Source organism: Chryseobacterium sp. PTM-20240506, from assembly GCF_048296755.1.
Lineage (GTDB): Bacteria > Bacteroidota > Bacteroidia > Flavobacteriales > Weeksellaceae > Chryseobacterium > Chryseobacterium proteolyticum.
In genome coordinates this window covers 1228916-1247371 of sequence record NZ_CP182581.1, presented here as the reverse complement: position 1 = coordinate 1247371, position 18456 = coordinate 1228916, and the positions used below count along the sequence as shown (strand labels likewise).

General features: G+C 35.5%; 19 protein-coding genes and 4 tRNA genes. 14 read left to right on the top strand and 9 right to left on the bottom strand.

Features of this window, described 5'->3' with window-relative positions; translation table 11 throughout:
• The first annotated feature begins 8 nt into the window (after window positions 1-8).
• From ACNFU2_RS05480 to ACNFU2_RS05470, 3 genes are all read left to right on the top strand, one after another.
• Window positions 9-1109 (top strand): helix-turn-helix domain-containing protein, encoded by a 1101-nt coding sequence (locus ACNFU2_RS05480; RefSeq protein WP_418124058.1) that lies wholly within the window; start codon window positions 9-11, stop codon window positions 1107-1109.
• Between the two features lie 144 nt (window positions 1110-1253).
• The gene (locus ACNFU2_RS05475; protein ID WP_418124056.1) at window positions 1254-2039 is read left to right on the top strand and encodes an SDR family NAD(P)-dependent oxidoreductase; all 786 of its coding nucleotides are present in this window, start codon (window positions 1254-1256) and stop codon (window positions 2037-2039) included.
• The gene (locus tag ACNFU2_RS05470; protein WP_418124054.1) at window positions 2036-3052 is read left to right on the top strand and encodes an NAD-dependent epimerase/dehydratase family protein; all 1017 of its coding nucleotides are present in this window, start codon (window positions 2036-2038) and stop codon (window positions 3050-3052) included. Before ACNFU2_RS05475 ends, ACNFU2_RS05470 begins: the two co-directional genes overlap by 4 nt.
• Here ACNFU2_RS05470 and ACNFU2_RS05465 read toward each other — a convergent pair.
• The 5 genes from ACNFU2_RS05465 to ACNFU2_RS05445 form a co-directional block, all read right to left on the bottom strand.
• Complete coding sequence (locus ACNFU2_RS05465; RefSeq protein ID WP_172278677.1) at window positions 3003-3362, bottom strand: DUF4180 domain-containing protein; 360 nt, start codon at window positions 3360-3362, stop codon at window positions 3003-3005. The two genes, ACNFU2_RS05470 and ACNFU2_RS05465, sit on opposite strands and share 50 nt — an antisense overlap.
• 88 nt (window positions 3363-3450) lie before the next feature.
• Window positions 3451-3837: a 5-carboxymethyl-2-hydroxymuconate Delta-isomerase gene (locus tag ACNFU2_RS05460; protein ID WP_418124052.1), complete on the bottom strand. Its 387-nt coding sequence runs from the start codon at window positions 3835-3837 to the stop codon at window positions 3451-3453.
• Window positions 3838-3893: 56 nt separating this feature from the next.
• Window positions 3894-4742 (bottom strand): peptide chain release factor N(5)-glutamine methyltransferase, encoded by an 849-nt coding sequence (gene prmC / locus ACNFU2_RS05455; protein ID WP_418124050.1) that lies wholly within the window; start codon window positions 4740-4742, stop codon window positions 3894-3896.
• Window positions 4743-5501: a peroxide stress protein YaaA gene (gene yaaA / locus ACNFU2_RS05450; protein WP_418124048.1), complete on the bottom strand. Its 759-nt coding sequence runs from the start codon at window positions 5499-5501 to the stop codon at window positions 4743-4745.
• A gap of 156 nt (window positions 5502-5657) precedes the next feature.
• The gene (locus ACNFU2_RS05445) at window positions 5658-6269 is read right to left on the bottom strand and encodes an L-threonylcarbamoyladenylate synthase (protein WP_172278669.1); all 612 of its coding nucleotides are present in this window, start codon (window positions 6267-6269) and stop codon (window positions 5658-5660) included.
• 101 nt (window positions 6270-6370) lie between these two features.
• Between ACNFU2_RS05445 and ACNFU2_RS05440 the strand changes: the two genes are divergently transcribed.
• The 4 genes from ACNFU2_RS05440 (at window position 6371) to ACNFU2_RS05425 (ending at window position 6776) form a co-directional block, all read left to right on the top strand.
• Window positions 6371-6443 (top strand) — tRNA-Met (locus tag ACNFU2_RS05440).
• Window positions 6444-6481: 38 nt separating this feature from the next.
• Window positions 6482-6554, top strand: a tRNA-Met gene (locus ACNFU2_RS05435).
• Window positions 6555-6592: 38 nt separating this feature from the next.
• Window positions 6593-6665 (top strand) — tRNA-Met (locus ACNFU2_RS05430).
• A gap of 38 nt (window positions 6666-6703) precedes the next feature.
• Window positions 6704-6776: transfer RNA gene (locus ACNFU2_RS05425), tRNA-Met, on the top strand.
• A gap of 72 nt (window positions 6777-6848) precedes the next feature.
• On the opposite strand, the gene ACNFU2_RS05420 is transcribed toward ACNFU2_RS05425, so the two are convergent.
• Window positions 6849-7430 (bottom strand): hypothetical protein, encoded by a 582-nt coding sequence (locus ACNFU2_RS05420; RefSeq protein ID WP_172278667.1) that lies wholly within the window; start codon window positions 7428-7430, stop codon window positions 6849-6851.
• A gap of 331 nt (window positions 7431-7761) precedes the next feature.
• Here ACNFU2_RS05420 and ACNFU2_RS05415 point away from each other — a divergent pair, with 331 nt between their 5' ends.
• The 3 genes from ACNFU2_RS05415 (at window position 7762) to ACNFU2_RS05405 (ending at window position 10926) form a co-directional block, all read left to right on the top strand.
• Complete coding sequence (locus tag ACNFU2_RS05415) at window positions 7762-8127, top strand: BlaI/MecI/CopY family transcriptional regulator (protein ID WP_172278665.1); 366 nt, start codon at window positions 7762-7764, stop codon at window positions 8125-8127.
• A 1-nt stretch (window position 8128) separates the two neighbouring features.
• Window positions 8129-9976 carry a M56 family metallopeptidase gene (locus ACNFU2_RS05410; protein ID WP_306612607.1) on the top strand — a complete coding sequence of 616 codons (1848 nt, stop codon included), beginning with the start codon at window positions 8129-8131 and terminating at the stop codon, window positions 9974-9976.
• 62 nt (window positions 9977-10038) lie between these two features.
• A complete protein-coding gene (locus tag ACNFU2_RS05405) occupies window positions 10039-10926 on the top strand; it encodes a GLPGLI family protein (protein WP_306612605.1) in 888 nt (295 codons plus the stop codon).
• A gap of 53 nt (window positions 10927-10979) precedes the next feature.
• On the opposite strand, the gene fsa is transcribed toward ACNFU2_RS05405, so the two are convergent.
• Window positions 10980-11633 (bottom strand): fructose-6-phosphate aldolase, encoded by a 654-nt coding sequence (gene fsa, locus ACNFU2_RS05400; RefSeq protein ID WP_172278659.1) that lies wholly within the window; start codon window positions 11631-11633, stop codon window positions 10980-10982.
• Between the two features lie 213 nt (window positions 11634-11846).
• Between fsa and ACNFU2_RS05395 the strand changes: the two genes are divergently transcribed.
• On the top strand, window positions 11847-12335 hold the full coding sequence (locus ACNFU2_RS05395; protein ID WP_306612603.1) for a YdeI/OmpD-associated family protein: 489 nt from the start codon (window positions 11847-11849) through the stop codon (window positions 12333-12335).
• A 44-nt stretch (window positions 12336-12379) separates the two neighbouring features.
• Here ACNFU2_RS05395 and ACNFU2_RS05390 read toward each other — a convergent pair whose 3' ends face one another.
• Window positions 12380-12931, bottom strand: a complete 552-nt coding sequence (locus tag ACNFU2_RS05390; RefSeq protein WP_306612601.1) for a tetratricopeptide repeat protein — start codon at window positions 12929-12931, stop codon at window positions 12380-12382.
• Between the two features lie 192 nt (window positions 12932-13123).
• On the opposite strand from ACNFU2_RS05390, the gene pepE reads away from it, so the two are divergent.
• From pepE to ACNFU2_RS05375, 3 genes are all read left to right on the top strand, one after another.
• Window positions 13124-13819 carry a dipeptidase PepE gene (gene pepE / locus ACNFU2_RS05385; RefSeq protein ID WP_306612599.1) on the top strand — a complete coding sequence of 232 codons (696 nt, stop codon included), beginning with the start codon at window positions 13124-13126 and terminating at the stop codon, window positions 13817-13819.
• A gap of 100 nt (window positions 13820-13919) precedes the next feature.
• Complete coding sequence (gene dacB / locus ACNFU2_RS05380; protein ID WP_306612597.1) at window positions 13920-15293, top strand: D-alanyl-D-alanine carboxypeptidase/D-alanyl-D-alanine-endopeptidase; 1374 nt, start codon at window positions 13920-13922, stop codon at window positions 15291-15293.
• 7 nt (window positions 15294-15300) lie between these two features.
• On the top strand, window positions 15301-16470 hold the full coding sequence (locus ACNFU2_RS05375) for a sensor histidine kinase (RefSeq protein ID WP_273648241.1): 1170 nt from the start codon (window positions 15301-15303) through the stop codon (window positions 16468-16470).
• Window positions 16471-16531: 61 nt separating this feature from the next.
• Here ACNFU2_RS05375 and ACNFU2_RS05370 read toward each other — a convergent pair whose 3' ends face one another.
• Entirely contained in the window at window positions 16532-18388 is a 1857-nt protein-coding gene (locus tag ACNFU2_RS05370) for a peptidase M61 (RefSeq protein ID WP_273648240.1), read from the bottom strand.
• Window positions 18389-18456: the final 68 nt, after the last annotated feature.

Genomic DNA, 18456 nt, shown 5'->3' with positions numbered 1-18456 from the left:
CAAAACCAATGAATACAATAGAGTTGAATCGTTTTATCGTCATACTTATCTATGGTTCATTGGTTTTGCTTTCTTTGTTAAAACTGGCCAATCCCCTTAAAGTTAACCGAAAAGCCAACCTATGGTTTGGTTTGTTTCTTTTTTTGTGGTCTACGTACTGGCTGGATGAAATTTGGTCACTGATCAAAGTTTCTCCGATAGAAATTCATTCCATTCTTTTTGTTCAGTTCGTTCAGTTTTTTACACCTATTATGTTTTATTTCAGTGTTTTATTTTTTACAAATCCTTCATTTAAGTTTAAGAGGTCGGACGTAAAATATGCTGTTTTACCTGTTATTTTTCTGATTAATTTGTTGTTACAACGTTACGGAAACTTTGAAAACCAATCTTTTTTTGAGTTTACATTTATAGGATTGATATTATTTCAGGCGGTATTTTATACAGGGCTTTCTTATTTTACCATACGGAAACATCAAAAGAGAATTCAGCAATTCTCTGCTAATACGGAAGGGATCAATCTTAATTGGCTGGAGTATATTATTCTCATTCTTTTGATTATCAATATCGTATATGTTATCTACAATCTTTTCTATGATTCTACATCATTAAACGCTTTCATCAATATAGCTTTTCTTTTAGTGGTTTATTTTGTAGCGTATTACTCGCTGAAGCAAAAAGAAATTTATCCTGTTGAGGAAAAACAACGGGATGAGCTCATATCCATTAATGATGAAGCAGAAAATGAGGAAATCAAACGAAAGCTCATTTCTGATGAAGAATTATCCAGGCTTAAAACAAAGCTTGAAAATGTAATGGAAAAAGAAAAACTTTACCTGGATAGTGAGCTGAATTTAATTAAGCTTGCAGAACACCTGTCTGTTTCTACTCATCATTTATCGTATGTGATCAATACCGGCTTTCAAAAAAATTTCTTTCAGTTCATTAATGAATATAGAATCGAGCATGCTAAAAAGTTGCTGAAAAATAATGACGCCAATAAGCTTTCCATTTTAGGGATTGCTTTCGAATCCGGATTTAATTCCAAGACCTCGTTTAATACCACCTTCAAAAAATTCACTGATCAGACCCCTTCTGAGTTTAAAAAATAAGTTCAGGTTTATAAATTTTAACCTTTTTTACTTTTATTATATTGATTTTAAGTTGTTTATGATTTGTGCTTAAATGTGTTCAGTCATATAAGATGGAACAGAAAAGGATCTTCATAAAGATACATTTGTACCATAATTTTTATCATGTATACTAAAGAATCATTTGCTGTTGTAACGGGAGCAAGTCAGGGATTAGGCAAGGCGTTTGTCGAGCATCTGGCTAAAAAGAAGATCAATGTTATTCTTATCAGTCTGCCTGGTCAGAATGTGGCTTCTTTAAGTGAAAAAATAGCAAAAACCTATGATGTAAAAACACATTATTATGAAATTGATCTTTCACTAAATGAAAATGTAATGTACATAACAGAGAAGCTGAACATGTCTTTTAATATCTACATTTTAATTAATAATGCCGGTCTGGGAGGAACCCGAAAATTTGTGGATGCTACGCCTGATTATATCAATACGATATTACAGGTCAATGTTATGGCTACTTCTTTAATGACCCATCAGCTGTTGCCTAATCTTTTGAAACAACCCAAAGCTTATATTTTAAATGTTTCCAGCATGGCTGCATTTTCACCGATTGGTTTTAAAACGGTTTATCCCGCCTCCAAAACATTTATCCATTCCTTTTCCAGGGGATTACATGAGGAACTAAAAGATACCAATGTTTTTGTGAGTGTTGTGAATCCGGGAGCAATGAAAACCAATAAAGATGTCTGCGAAAGAATTGAAAAACAGGGTTTTTTAGGAAAGCTGACTTTGCTTGATCCTAATAAGGTGGCTGCACGATGTGTCAACCAGCTATTCAAAAGAGATTCTGTCATCATGGTTAATCCTATAAGTTGGCTGGTAATGAAGATATTGCCCATCTGGATTAAATTACCTTTGATGACGAACGCAATAAAAAAAGAAATAGAAGCATGAAAAAAGTTTTTGTTACCGGTAGTACCGGGCTTTTAGGAACTCATGTTGTTAAAAAATTATTAAGAGATGGTTATTTTGTTATTGCTTTGGTGCGGCAGAAAAGTCGCTATTATGGTCAGGAAGATGAAAACCTCCGGTTAGTTGAGGGAAGCTTGTTTTCTGATGTTTCCTCGCATCTTAAACTGGTGGATTTCGTCATTCATATTGCTGCTGAAACTGGGCAGGATCTGCTTTCCTATGAGGAATACAGAAAAACAAATTATGATGCCGTGGTTCATTTGTTTTCACAGTCAGTTGAAGCCAGGGTTAAAAAGTTCTTATTTGTAAGTACTGCGAATACGATGGGATATGGGAATCTTGACGAACTAGGTCATGAAAGCTCCGGTCAAAAATATCCCTTCACAAAATCTTATTATGCCCGAAGTAAATCAGAAGCTGAGGGTTTTCTTTTACGAAACAACAAAACCACTGAAGTTGTTATTCTAAATCCGACGTTTATGATCGGGCCTTATGACTGGAAGCCCAGCTCGGGGAAAATTATTTATTGGGTATGGAAGAAAAATCTGGTTTTTTACCCATCCGGAGGAAAGAATTTTGTTCATGTGGAGGATGTTGCCTTTGGGATTGTTAATGCCATCGATAGGGGAAAAAACGGAGAGCGGTATCTTTTAGGGCATGAGAATTTAAAATATAAAGACTTCTTTAAAAAAGTAAATATGATTACCCGCCAAAACCCTTTATTGCTTCCACTTCCGGATTTCATCCTGATACTTTTGGGAGTAGCAGGGGATTTACTAAGATCACTGAATGTAAAGACGAATCTAAGCTCACCCAACATGAAAGCTTTGAGAATAGATAATTATTATACCAACTGCAAGTCAATAGAACAATTAAACCTGGAATACCAGTCCGTAGATAAAGCAATTGCCGATGCGATAGATTTTTTTCAGAATAAAGAATATACTACTTTGAAAACTTCTCCAAAGCCTCTTTCAACGTTTCAACAAAATTAATATGCCTGGTTTTATTGCTTTCAAAAATAAAATCTTTCATACTTTTACTTTCATATTGACTAAAATCTCCTATAATGGCTAATCCCATTCTGTAATTGGAGAACTTCTGGAGAATATCGCCGGCAATTTTAGTCTTGAGGTCAAAGAATTCCGGGGTTATATTTTTCTCATAGATAATCACCTTATCAAACCCCTGATAGTAGGCGTTACCTAAGAGATCGATACCGTCCTGAGCCGATTGTATAATCGCGTTATCGGAAATCACTTCCGCTACTTTGATACCATTGACCTGGTGAGTTTTAAATTCCATGATTATTTAATTTTTGATGTAAAAATTTGCTTATTGATGTGTAAAAGAAAACAAGTATTATGCTCAATATTGTTTCGTTTAAAAAGTATCAGTGATCAGGAAAGTGTCTGTCCTTATTCGTATTTTCAGGGTTGATTAAAGATTTATTGCAATAAGTTGCTGCTTCAAACTCCTGTATATTAATAGACAGAATAGGTATATCCGGAAACATCAGATTCAGCCGTTCTATTATTTGTCTGGATAAGCTGGCCTTTTGTTCTATTGTTCTTCCTGCCATAATATTTCCGAAAATATGGATAAAGCTTTCCTTTCCATCATCCATCTTATAATATTTAAAAGGCGTTAATCTCACTTTGATGTCTCCTTTTGCAAAAAGTCCGGAGTTTTCTGCAGTCTCGTAAACTGCATTCATTATTTCACCGGGAGATTCCTGATCTAAAATATTTTCTGAGCAATCTATGATAAAATGTGGCATGGTTATTTGAAATTTGAGCTAAAGATACAGAACTTAAAATCGAAAATATCGGAATCCTATCTTTTTCCCGTTATAAACCTGTCATTTCCAGACAAATCTTTTACAAGATGAGCCTCCGCAAAGAAAGAATAAAGCTCCAGGGTTTCGGATCCTAATTTTTGATTAATTTCTAAAAATAACAATCCGTTTCCGTTCAGGTTTTTTTTCGAATCTTCAGCGATTTTCCTGTAGAAGATCAAAGCATCAGAAGTAGGGGAGAAGAGCGCCATTTGTGGTTCAAATCCTTTCACAGAGTCTTCAATTTCAACTTCTTCTTCAATCCCGATGTAAGGAGGATTGGAAATAATGACATCATAATTTTCAGTAAGCTTAAAATTCAGATAGTCACCATACATAAAACGAGCATCCAGCTCATGAAAAACAGCATTTCTTCTTGCTGTTTCTAAAGCTGCTTCTGAAAAGTCTATAGATGAAACATCGGCATCCGGAAAATGTTTTTTAAGAACCAAAGGAATAACTCCGCTTCCTGTACCAATATCAAGAATCTTAAGATCTTTCTGTTCAGAAAACGAACTTTGGATTGTATCAATGGCTATCTCAAGCAGTTCTTCTGTTTCGGGGCGTGGTATTAAAACATTTTCGTTCACAAAAAATGTCATCCCGTAAAATTCCGTTTCACCTAGGATATGTTGGTAAGGTTTACCGGTTTTTAGCTCTGCGGTTATTTTCTGAAGCTCCTTTTCATCATCAGATAGCAACTCCTGATGAGAAAACCGTCTTTGCTGGAATTGATCCAATCCGATTAATTTTTCAACAAAAACAGAAAACAGGAAAGCACTTTCAGATGCTGTATACAGATCACTCAGCTCTTTTTTGAAATGGATTTTAAATTCTGAAATTGTCATTTATCTTGTAAAAACCAATTTGGTATCTGTAGATTTTTCTTCGTCGATCATATAACCTTCATAATTAAAGGCTTTAACATCGTCCAGCGTTTGGGCATTGGTTTCAGCACAGAATCTTACAACAAGACCTCTGGCGTGTTTGGTATACACAACAATCGTTTTTAATTTTCCGTCCTTTAATTCATAAAAATCGAAATCAATTACTTTATGGTTAAGTTTTTTCCGGTCAATTACTTTTCCATATTCATTACTTGCCAGTTGAAGCAGAATCTCATTTTTCTTCATTTCTGAGTTCAGCTGATCTGTAATTTTCTCTCTCCAGAACTCATATAGATTTTTGTATTGATCAAATTCAAAATGACGGCCCATTTCAAGTCGGTACAACATGACTTTATCAGAAGGTTTTAACAAGCCATAAAGACCTGAAAGCATTCTGTAATTTTTCTGCAGATAATCCACGGCACTTTTATCCATGGTTTTGGCATCCAGCCCTCTGTATACTTCTCCGGTGAACGCAAACATAGCCGGTGCAGATTCTTTAGGCTTTGGATTTGCTTTCCAGTTTTGATTTCTTTCCCAGTTTTCATCTGCCAGCTTAGGAGAGATCTCCATGAGTTCGGAAAGATACTTAGGTGATTTATGTTTTAAAAATGATTGTATAAATTCTGCCTCTTCAATGAATTTCGGGGTAGTGGATCTCAACAGGTCAGTTGAGCTTTCTACGTTCATTAATTTAGCCGGTGATGTAATGATTTTCATAAAATAATATAATAAGAACCTCAGTGAGAGGTATATAATAAACAATATATATTTAATGTTGGATAATAATCGTTATTGGGGAAATCCGGAAATATATCCCATTTTTAGTTTCTTCCTAACCTCTAACCTCTAATTTCTAACTTTTATTTAGAAAACTTATATAATCCCTTTTCCCTGTCTGATTACTTCAGGTTCTCCGGAAGTAAGATCTACAATAGTGGAAGCTACATTGTCTCCGTATCCTGAATCTATAACAATATCCACCAGATGATCATACTTTTCAGCGATGAGTTCCGGATCGGTAGAGTATTCGATCACTTCATCTTCATCCCTGATAGAGGTAGAAGCAATCGGATGTCCCAATTTTTCAACAATCAACTGAGGAATGGAGTGGTCTGGAACACGGATACCGATTGTTTTATGTCCTTTATAAGCCAGAGGAACACTTTTGTTGGCGTCCAGAATAAATGTAAAAGGTCCGGGAAGGTGGCTTTTTAAAAATCGAAATACGGAAGTATCAATGGGTCTTGTAAAATCCGAAAGGTGACTGAGGTCGTTACAAATAATTGAAAATTGGGCTTTTTCCAGCTTCATTTTTTTGATCTGAGCCAGTTTTTCCATGGCTTTGATGTCAAAAATATTACAACCCAATGCATAAATAGTATCAGAAGGATAAATAATTAATCCACCATTATTCAAGGTTTTAACCACCTCATTAATAAGATTTTCCTGAGGATTGTCAGGGTAAATTTTTAATATTTTTGCCATAAAACAAAGATACAAATAAATGTATAGTTTTTATAAAACTCCTTTATTTAAAAGAAAAATTAGGAATTTTAAAAAAAAGTCGTACATTTGCAATCCAATATCGCGGGATGGAGCAGTAGGTAGCTCGTCGGGCTCATAACCCGAAGGTCATCGGTTCGAGTCCGGTTCCCGCTACTAAGCAAGTGTTTTCGGTAAACACTCTAAAAATACGCCGCGGGATGGAGCAGTAGGTAGCTCGTCGGGCTCATAACCCGAAGGTCATCGGTTCGAGTCCGGTTCCCGCTACTAAGCAAGTGCTTTCGGTAAGCACTCTAAAAATACACCGCGGGATGGAGCAGTAGGTAGCTCGTCGGGCTCATAACCCGAAGGTCATCGGTTCGAGTCCGGTTCCCGCTACTAAGCAAGTGTTTTCGGTAAACACTCTAAAAATATACCGCGGGATGGAGCAGTAGGTAGCTCGTCGGGCTCATAACCCGAAGGTCATCGGTTCGAGTCCGGTTCCCGCTACTAAAGCAAAAGAGAATCACAAAGTGATTCTCTTTTTTTATGTTAAAAAATCCCGCATAAAGCGGGATTATATTATTGTGCTAGCTCAGCATAAGGTTTTAATTTAAGATCATCTGCCATTGTCTGACCCAGAAATTCTTTCTTTTGATTTCCTTTCATTCTGTTGGAGGCATCACCACCATTAAAATAAGCGTCATTTAATTTTGTAGTGATTTCACTAGGATTAAAATCAATTTTAGTATCACCTTCCACTCCAAGATATCCATTCTTTTTTGTGAGGTAAGTAATATAGTTTTTATAGTTGATAAGCGTATTTCTCAGGTATTGGGTGTGGTATTCCATGCACTTTTTAGCTTTCTTTGAAGAATTATTTAAAATGCAGTTGTTCATATTTCCTCTGTATAAGTACCATTCAGATTCTAAAATACCATATTCTTTTCCCAGTGCTGCTTTTCCGTTGGTAAGAATATTATTGTCTCCTTCTTTGGTAGCGATCGCTTGTAAATGTCCGATAACCGCAGGAACTGTATTTTCAATTTTAGTTTTTGCTTCCTTTAAAGCGCTGAAATCTGCAGCAGGCGAACCTTTCTTTTGAGCATTAGTAATGTTAAAAATAAGTAGTAATAGTACAATCAGTAAATTATATCTTTTCATGAGAAATTTTTAAAGCACTAAAATAAATATATTTTCCCAGTTTAAACATATTCATTTTAATTTTATTTAATAAAAATTAACAAGTTTTAAGAATTTATATTGTAATTAAAGAATTTTCTATTGATAATTCAGTGGAATTTGATTACTACTTATAAATTTAACATATTTTAATAAAAAATATTATATTGAATATCAATTAGTTACGTAGTTATTCTGTTTATCACTAAAAAAATAGTTGTTTGGATGTAATTTATTTCTACATTTGTATAACTAATTAAATAGTGATATAGAATTTAGCGACGATATATCATTCAAGATAAATGAACAGGATATGATAATTCAGACTTTAACAAAAGCAGAAGAACAGGTAATGCAGTATTTATGGAAAATTGAAAAAGGATTCCTCAAGGATATTCTTGATTTGTTTCCTGAACCCAAACCTCACACAAATACTGTTTCAACTATTCTAAAAGTATTAAAGGATAAGGAATTTGTTGATTATAATGTTTATGGCAGACAGCATGAATATTTTGCACTGATCACAAAGGAACAGTATTCGGGAAAGACGATGAAAAGTCTTGTGAAAAATTATTTCAAAGGATCTTATAAAAGTGCAGTCTCTTTTTTGGTAGAAAAAAATGAAATGACGGTAGAAGATCTTGAAATGCTGCTCAACGAACTCAAAAAGAAAAACTGATATGGAAACTCTACTTCTATACTTTGGGAAAGTAATTGTATGTTCTGGTGTAACATTTTTGTATTATCAGTTGTCTTTAAAGGACAAGACATTTCATCATTATAACAGATTCTATCTGTTATCGGCTATATTACTTTCATTGTTATTACCTCTTATGAGGGTTGATGATTTTACTATAGAAGTGAATAATGAGGTGTATTTGTTGCTCAATAAATTACAGAATTTTAATTCACATAAAAACATAAGCAATGACCACATTTATTTTAGAATTATTTTTTCAGCTTTGGGACTGGTTTCTTTCTATTTTTTAGGAAGGCTTATCTATGGGATCATCAGGATCCAACAGCTTAAAAAGAAATTTCGAAAAGAGAGTTTTGATGGTATAAATTTTTACCATACAAACCTTACTGAAGCACCGTTTTCATACTTTAAAAATCTATTCTGGAAGAATTCAATACAGTTGAATTCTGATATTGGGAAACAGATCTTAAAGCATGAGATGGTACATATTGAACAGAAGCATTCCTTTGATAAAATTTTTATCGAAGTGATTACCTCAGTCTTCTGGTTCAATCCGTTCTTTTATATGATGAAAAAAGAACTCGGTCTTATCCATGAATACCTGGCTGATAAAAAAGCCGTCAAACAATCGGACACAAAAGCATTTGCGCAGATGCTTTTAGCAAGTCACTTTTCCGGAACACAGTTACCTGCAACCAGTCCGTTTTTAAGTTCAAATCTAAAAAAACGTCTAAAAATGTTACAAAAACCCAAAACCAAATTCGGGTATGCGCGAAGGATTTTTGCATTACCGGTTTTATTTACAGTAGCTTTTGCCTATATGGTAAATGCGAAGAATAAAGAAATCAAAGAAACCAACATAGCGATCCGGGAAGCAGTATCCAGAATGGAAGAACAGCCTGAAGCCAAAATTCAGAATGTAACTTCCATCACAAAAGACACCATTCCTGCCAAAATCGGTAAAATTGATGATTCACAACAAAAGCTGTTAAGAAAAAAAGAAACAGAGAAATTAAAAGATCTTGGAAAGAAAATTCAGGAAAAAAGTATGGCTCTGAAAAGCCTTAAGCCGGAAAGTAAAGAGTTTCAGAAGAATGTAGATGAGCTTAATGATCTGTCAGCTGAAATGGGAAAAATTACAAGTTCCGATGATTTCAGAATGGCTTATACCATTAATGGAAATGAAATTAAAAGAATTAATGACTTTTTCAAATCCGATGAATGGAAGAATAAAGTGAAAGAGCTCAAGAATATGAACGTTGAGATTCCTGAAATACCTGAAATTAATTTCGATTTCCAGGATATGCCAACGCCTCCGGTCCCTCCGACAGCTCCTCGAATGAAAGCATTAAAGTTCAGTGAAATTAAGGATATGAAATGGGATGCAGCAGAACTTGCCAAGGCTTCCGAGAATGCAAAAGGAGCTATGGAAACGGCTGCGAAACGAGCGAAACTCGATAGAAAGCGTGCCAGGCTTAACGAAAAAAGAGCTAAACTTGATGCAGAAAGAATGAAGCTGGATGCAGAAAGAAGAGCATTGGATGGCAACAATAGAAGAGTTTATGTGTATACATCCAGTTTTAGCGATTCGGATAATCCGGTGACAGTAAGGCTGAACTCTAATTTTAAAGATGTGAATACTTTTACAGTTCCAAGAGTAAACGGATCCGCTAATAATTACGGTAACATGAAATTATACATTAACGGAGTAGAGGTCACCAGAAAAGAATTTGATGCTATTAATCCAAAGGATATTAAAAGTATGAATGTGAATAAACGCACAAAAGACGGAGATCCTTCAGGAGAGATAAGAATTCAGACAAAATAATAAAGTTCCAATTGGCTTTGTCAATCCAGAATTGGCAAAGCTTTTTTATGTCTCAATAACCTATGAAAAATAATATTTTACTTTTTTTACTTTTGAGTATACTTACTCATGCCCAGGCAAACAGGTTTTATTATGATTATAAATATATCTCGGATTCCACCAACAGAGCGGATATAAAAAGTGATGTAATGCTCCTGGATATTGATAAAAATGGCTCAAAATATTATAGCCGTGAAAAATTTGTCTCCGACTCTACAACAAAAGCGTATATCGCAAAGCAAATGAAAGGCGGTTTTGGAGAAAGTATTAATATCAAAAAAAATATGAAACCGGGTGTGATCGCTACAAGCGTTACCAAAACATACCCCGACTATAAGGTTGTACTTTCAGAAAAAATAGGGAACACAATCTATAAAATAGCAGAAGATCAAAAACCTGAATGGAAGATTCTTTCTGAAAAACAAAAAATAGGAGAGTATAACACCCAAAAAGCAACAACAACCTATGGAGGCAGAGAATGGACTGCCTGGTTTAGTACCGATATCCCTTTTCAGGACGGACCTTATAAATTCTATGGATTGCCTGGTTTAATTGTGAAGCTTGAAGACAAAACAGGTTCGCATATAATGACTTTGATTGGAAATAAAAAGACAAACATAAGCCAGGACGAAGACATACAAATGCCGGGAGTAACTATGATCGGTTTAGGGGGCAAAGATATCGAAGTAACAAAAAAACAGTTTAAAAAAGCCTGGAAAGATTATCAGGCAGATCCCACAAAGGACATGAAGCAAACAATGAGCACACTTCCGGCCGGAGCTGTCGTAAGAATGAAAAATAAGGATGGGAAAGACATTGATATGAATGAAATGTACAGGAATATAGAGAAAAGGGCGAGAGAAGAAATGAAAAATAACAATAATAAAATAGAGCCTGATCTTTATAAATAAAATAAAAAATCCCGAAATGAATTCGGGATTTTTTATGCAATATGGTTAAGCTGTTAAGCCAATTTCTGAGAATCTGCAATAAACTGAGCTAATCCACTGTCTGTAAGCGGGTGCTTTAACAGGCTTAAGATCGGAGCCAGTGGCGAAGTGATCACGTCAGCACCGATTTTAGCACAATCGATAATGTGCATAGAATGACGGATAGATGCTGCTAAAATCTCAGTTTCGTACATATAGTTGTCAAAAATCAAACGAATCTCCTGGATAAGGTTAAGCCCGTCCGTAGAAATATCATCTAGTCTTCCCAGGAATGGAGAAACATAAGTTGCTCCTGCTTTTGCTGCTAAAAGAGCCTGTCCAGGAGAGAAAATCAATGTACAGTTCGTCTTGATTCCTTTGTCCGAAAAATATTTTAATGCTTTGATACCATCTTTAATCATCGGAATTTTTACCACAATGTTTGGATGGATTGCTGCCAATTCATCTCCTTCTTTGATCATTTCCTCATATGTTGTAGAAAGTACTTCTGCAGAAATATCACCATCTACAATTTCACAGATCGTTTTGTAGTGGTTCTTGATTGCTTCAGCTCCCTGGATACCTTCTTTAGCCATTAATGAAGGGTTAGTGGTTACACCATCTAAAATTCCAAGATCTTTAGCTTCCTTAATTTGCTCTAAATTAGCAGTGTCAATAAAAAATTTCATTTTGTTACATAGATTTATTCCTGCAAAGATAAGGAATACTTTGCGAGTGGAAAACTTAGTTGCTGTTTTGTTGGTTTGAGACTGGAAGGTAGATATTAGAGGTTAGAGGTTAGAGGTTAGAGGTTAGAGGTTGGAAAACATAAGTGGTCTGTCGGATATCTATTGATTGTCTACTATTTTATCCTATTAAACTATTTTCTAAATTTGTGATATATGGAAAATAATCTGTTTACAGCACGGCTTGAAATTATAGGAATTAATCCTTTTGTTTTCATTCCTGAAGAAATATTAAAAACAATTTTTGAAGTTTCAGGAAGAGATAAGAGCCCTATTCCTGTGAAAGGAACAGTGAATGGTGTGGAATATAAGCAGAATTTAATGAAGTATCTCGGAGAATGGAGATTGTATATAAATCTTGTTATGTTAAAGAATTCTCCCAAAAGAATTGGTGAGATAATAGAAGTTTCAATAGAATATGATAGCTCGGACAGGAGTATTGTTATTCATCCTAAACTTGACCAGGCGATCAGGGAAGATTCCGTTACCCTGCGTAATTTTGAAAGTTTAATTCCTTCAAGAAAGCTGGAATTGGTCCGTTATATCAATAACCTTAAAACCGAGGCAAGCATTGACCGAAACATTGATAAAATTATAAGACATCTGAAAGGAGAAACCGATTTCTTCGGTAAAATGATCAAATAAAATACAGAAATAAAAAATCCGGAAAATTTTCCGGATTTTATTTTTTATGAATTTAAGGTTTTGCTAAGTTTTAAAGCATCCTGATTTGTAGGGTCATACTGTAACGACTTAGCTATATGTTCTTTTGCTTTATTACGGTCGCTCTGCTGTTCTGAAAAGGCCAGATAGAAATAAGCATACGCAAGGTTTTTCTTGTTTTGCTCTACTTCCTCAGGCTTTACAGTTGCTATATACTTTTCATAAGCAATTTTAGCATTGGCATCATCTTTAGCAGCCTGATATGCATAAGCCTGGCTGTAATATGCCGGAGCCCAATCGGGTAATAAAACAGATATCTTTTTCCAGGTTGCCACTGCATTGGTCCAATCTGAAGCATCCTGGTAAGCTGCAGCTAATTTAGCTAACGATTCTGTATCCTTTGGATTGGCTTCAATTTGTTTTTTAAGACCCTCAATACTGGAATCTCCAGCTTGAGTTGTTGCAGCTGTATTGGCTGTTGTTTTGGTGCTATCCACCTGTGCATTAACCAAACTCATTCCTCCTACAAATAATAAACCTAAAAATAGATTTTTGATATTAATTTTAACGATTTTCATAATCTTATATTTTATAATTCTACATTTTGAAATTCAATAATAATTCCATAAATGGCTAAATTTTAGAGGCTTTAAGTTTTTTTAGAAAATATTAACGGATACAGCTATTTTTTTTAGCTTAATTTTTGATTCGTTGTGGTTTCAGTTATCTTTGTACTTCAACTAGTTTTATAACCACAATAATTTCATTGTATGAATATCATATTAGCTTCGACATCAACCATTTTCGGTGGCGAATACCTGGAATATTTAAGAGAAGAATTAATACAATTATATAAGGGTGTTGATGAAATCATCTTTGTTCCTTATGCAAGGCCTGGAGGGATATCCCATGACGATTATACGGCAAAAGCCCGTTCTTTTTTTGAAACAATAGGTATTAAAGTAAAAGGCCTGCATGAATTTGACGATAAAGCCGCTGCCTTACATAATGCGAAAGGATACTTTACAGGAGGTGGAAATACATTTTTATTGGTTAAAACTTTACATGAGGAAAATCTGATGTCGGTTTTAAAGAATAATATAGAACAAGGTAAGCCTTATTTAGGATGCAGCGCGGGAAGCAATATCGGCGGACAAAATATGAAAACAACTAATGATATGCCTATCGTTTATCCTCCAAGTTTTGATTGTATGGGCTTGGTCCCTTTTAATCTGAACCCTCACTATCTGGATCCAAATCCGGAATTAAAACATAACGGCGAAACCCGGGAAACCAGAATTCTTGAATTTCTAACCCAAAATGACTTAAAGGTAATCGGTTTGCGTGAAGGAAACTGGATCAGGAGAATTGATGGAAATATAACGGTTGAAGGAAGCGAACTGACAAGGATTTTTGAGAAGGGAAAGGCACCCTATGAAATTGAGGCAGGAAGCTCATTAATCTGATCCCACTATCTTTTTTTATATTTGAATAAAGAATGGACTATTCAGCAATGATATAGTCAACATTAGTTGCGAAATAATCAATCACCATAACAATGATGCAATGAAAAAAACACTTGGTGTTCTTATATTATCTACACAAATAGTTTTTGCTCAGGATATCGCTCAAAAATTAGACGATGCTACAAAGGATCTTATGAATTCTTCAGGAGGAATAGCATCCAGTTTATCGTTTTATGTAACCGATGAAAACGGGCGTTTGATTTACGATTATCAGGGAAATAAAGGACTTTCGACTGCTTCCACGCAGAAAATATTTACGGCTGGGGCAGCATTGGAAACATTAGGGAAAAATTATACTTTTAAAACAATAGCAGGTTATTCGGGTACGATTTCAAAAGATGTTCTTAACGGAAACCTGTTGATCAGTTCTAATGGTGATCCTACTCTGGGAAGCTGGAGATACGAAGCATACAAACCTGAAAATTTTAAGAAAAAGCTTATCGAAGCAATCAAAACGCAGGGAATTGCAAAGGTTAACGGAGACCTGGTGATCGATGATTCATATTTTGACCATCAGACGATTCCCGGGGGCTGGCCCTGGGATGATCTGGGGAATTATTACGGCGCCGGAGTTTGGGGGATCAACTGGAGAGAGAACCAGTTTGATATCAACATCAACGGCACTACTTTTAAAAGCTTTTCCTATCCGCTGGAAGGAGTTCAATGGTTAAATGACCTGAAAGCCGGTGGAAGTTCGGATCAGAGCCTTATTTTCACGGCACCACACTCGGATGTGGCATTGATTAACGGAACTTTACCTGCCGGTAAAACGGTTACTGTTTCAGGATCAACTCCAAATCCTCCTTTACAATTGGGAGTAGAAGTAAAACAGTGGCTTAAGGAAGCCGGAATTAGCTTTTCAGGGAAGGTTATTACGAATTCCCAACTCGAAATTGAGGGGAAACAGATATTTGAAGTTCCTAAGAAAAATATATTTCTTACGTATCAATCACCGACGTTAGATAAGATTATATACTGGTTTCTAAGAAAGAGTATTAATCTGTATGGAGAAACTCTTATTAAGACGCTGGGGAAAGAGAAAAAGGGAAATTCAAGCTTTAAAAGCGGAGTTGCCTATCTTAAAGAGTTCTGGAAATCCAATGGGATTAATCCGAATATGATCAATTTTGCAGACGGAAGCGGGCTTTCTCCTCAGAACTATGTATCGGCAAAAGCGGAGGTACAGGCTCTTTTGTATGCTAAAAAGCAACCATGGTTTGATGCCTATTATGACGGATTCCCAACGCAGGAAAACGGGATGAAAATGAAAAGCGGAACTATGAGGGATACAAAATCTTTTGCGGGATATCAAACGGCAAAGGATGGAAAAAAATATGTATTCTCCATTATCATCAATAATTATCAGGGAAGCGGAAATACGGAATTACAGAAAATTCTGAATATTTTAAAATAAAAAAGGTATGAAGAATCGTCCGTTTTTATCGAGAATCAATAACTGGTTTGTATTTACGTTACTTACCGTGATTGTTATTGCTTTGATTGTTTCATCTAATATTCTCATTAAAAATTTAAGGGAAAAAGAGGCTGAAAGAATTAAGGTTTTCGCTACTGCGATAAAGATTCTTCAGGACAATAAGCAGAAAAGTTCTGAGACCCAGGAGCTGTTGTTTGCGATATTAACGGAGAATGATCAGATTCCATCAATTTTGACGAATGAAAATAAAGAACCTTTTATATTTGAAGGGAGTTCAAGAAATATTGCCAAAGAAATTCTTGAAAATCCCGGAGAACTAAAAAAGCTAATCTCAAAAATGGAAAATAATTATGCTCCATTTGAGATTGAAGTGGCAAACGGTGATAAGCAGTTTGTATTTTATGATAACTCTTCATTGCTTAACAATTTGCGGTACTATCCTTATTTCTTAGGGCTATTTATCCTATCCTACCTGTTATTTTCATTCTGGTTTCTGAGGACGATTAAAAAAACGGATGAAGGATATGTATGGGCAGGTCTGGCAAAGGAAACCGCACACCAGATCGGAACTCCGCTTTCATCCATGATCGGATGGATGGAGATTATGAAACTGGAAAATCCTGATTCTGAAGGAATCGAAGAGATAGAAAAGGATATTGAGAGGCTGAGAACCATTTCTGAACGATTTTCAAAAATCGGATCTGTGCCGGAGCTTAATGATATGAATTTTAATCAGATGATTCAGGAGAATTATGAATATTTAAAATCCAGGATTTCAAGTAAGATAAGTTTTACCCTGCAGCTACCGACATATACTATTCTGGTTCCGCATAATAAGATCCTGATGAGCTGGGTTATTGAAAATCTGGTGAAAAATGCCGTAGATGCTATGAAAGGGGAAGGATCTTTGCAAATGTCCGTATTTGAAAGAAATAAAAATATCCTGGTAGAAGTGAAAGATACGGGTAGCGGGATGACAAAGCAGCAGGCAAGAAATGCATTTAAACCGGGCTATTCAACAAAGAAACGGGGTTGGGGATTAGGGTTGTCGCTTGCAAAAAGGGTAGTGCAGGAATACCATAACGGTGACATAAAGATTTCACAAACAGAATTGGGCAAGGGGACTACTTTTAGGATAACAATTAAGAAAGGATAGAAAGTGTGTAAAAATAAAAAAAGCGGGGATTGTTCCCCGCTTTTTCATTAAGTATTGTTTATTATTTCTTTCCTGTTAACCACTGATCCTGCAGTTTTTGTTCTGCCGGTGTAGGATTGGCTTTGTATTTAAGCGTTTCCATTGTTAGCTTATCAAGGATTGCTTTTCCTTTCAGCTCTATTTTATCAGTCTTATCTCCATTTTTTCTAAGAACTGTTACTGTCACGGGTTGTCCTTCTTTGATGGTTTTGGTATAATTGATAAATGCCTGTATATTTTTCACATCAATAGTTTTTCCGTCTATTGCATAGATCTCATCCGTAATTTTAAAACCAATGCTTTTTGCAAAAGGAGATAAAGGAGAGTTTTCATCAAAAATGAAAGTATTGTTTTTCTCGTTAAATCCTGTTTGGTTTGGGTCTTTAATAAACCAGAAGATTGGTGGAGTTTCCTGTTTTGTTATTTCCACACCTACCTGGTTTAAATAGTCAGCATAAGGTGTTGGCTGATTTCCTGCAATATATTTGTTGTAAAAATCTTTAACTTGCGGATAGCCGGTAACAGTTACCAGTTCATCGATCAGTTTGTCGTCCTTAAACGGTTTGTTTTCACCAAATCTCTGTGATAATTTTCTGATCATATCACGATAACCCATCTCACCGTTGGATAATTTTCTAAGCTCAATATCCATACACATTGCCAGTAAGGCTCCCTTTTCGTAAACATTTCTGTACTGATCCTTGTAAGGCTCTACAAGAACATTTTTACTCATTACAGTAAACGGCATTGTGTCGTCATAGTTCTTAGAATTGGTGATTTTTTCACCTATTCTCTTCAGGAATTCATCCTTGTTGATCAATCCTTCCTGGATTTGGAATAAATTTGCGAAATACTCTGTTCCTCCCTCATACATCCATAGATGTTGAGACATTTTAGGATCTGCATAATTGAAGTAGTGAATTTCTTCAGAGTGGGTTTTCAGAGGATTTACCGTATGGAAGAATTCGTGTGAAACAACATCGGTAATGGTTTGGTCGATAGCTTCTTTAGGCATGGCCTCCGGTAATACAACACTTGTAGACTCATGGTGTTCTAGTGCTCCGAAACCTTTAATCTGAGGTCCTTCTCCACCTGAAAGGTAAAGCATGATCGCATACTTTTTATTGGTATTCATATCACCCAGGAATTTCTTTTGGGCAACGACCATTTTTTCAAGGTTGGTTTTAAAGTCAGCTGCTTTATACTTTCCTGTCGGAGAATAAACGCCTAAAACCAGATCCATACCGCCTGCATTAAAAGTAATATAGTCCGGTTTGGTGTACATTAACGGAGAATCTGTCACTTTTGCATAGTTAGCCAGCGTAAAAGTGTCTGTAGCTTCTGATTTATCCTGATCTACGAGGGCAGTGGTTCCATAGAAATCAGCGGGCTTCTGAATGACCAACTGGTAAGGAACATCCTGCATATCATCTATATATCCTATAAACCCATGGGTATTGATTAAATATACTTTTCCAGCTTCAATATCAGTTCCAGACGGAGAAAATACCGCTTTGTGTTTTTCAGTATTCAATTCATCATCAAAACTGTCATTGACCAGATAAGTTACCTTTGATAAAAACTGAGCATTTTTAAGTGCATAGGAATTGTCATCCACTTTAGTGTAGGCCAGCTCTCTTCCCTTGTTATCGAAGAATTTGATACCCTCTATAAATCTTCCGTAATCATCCACGGAATAAGTTCCGGGAACTGTTTTAGGAAAATGGAATTTTACATTGCCGGATTTCATTTTAGGAAATTCCATTGTTACCGCCACCTTATCGTCTTTTACATTCACCAGGTCAATATTGGTTTTAATAGACTGGGCATTGGCCAGAACAGTGGCTAATATACCTAAGCTTAGTGCTATTTTTTTCATTGATTAGAATTTATAGTTAAGTAGTTGTTCTAAAAATGATTTTGTTACAAATAAGATTCCATTGTGGT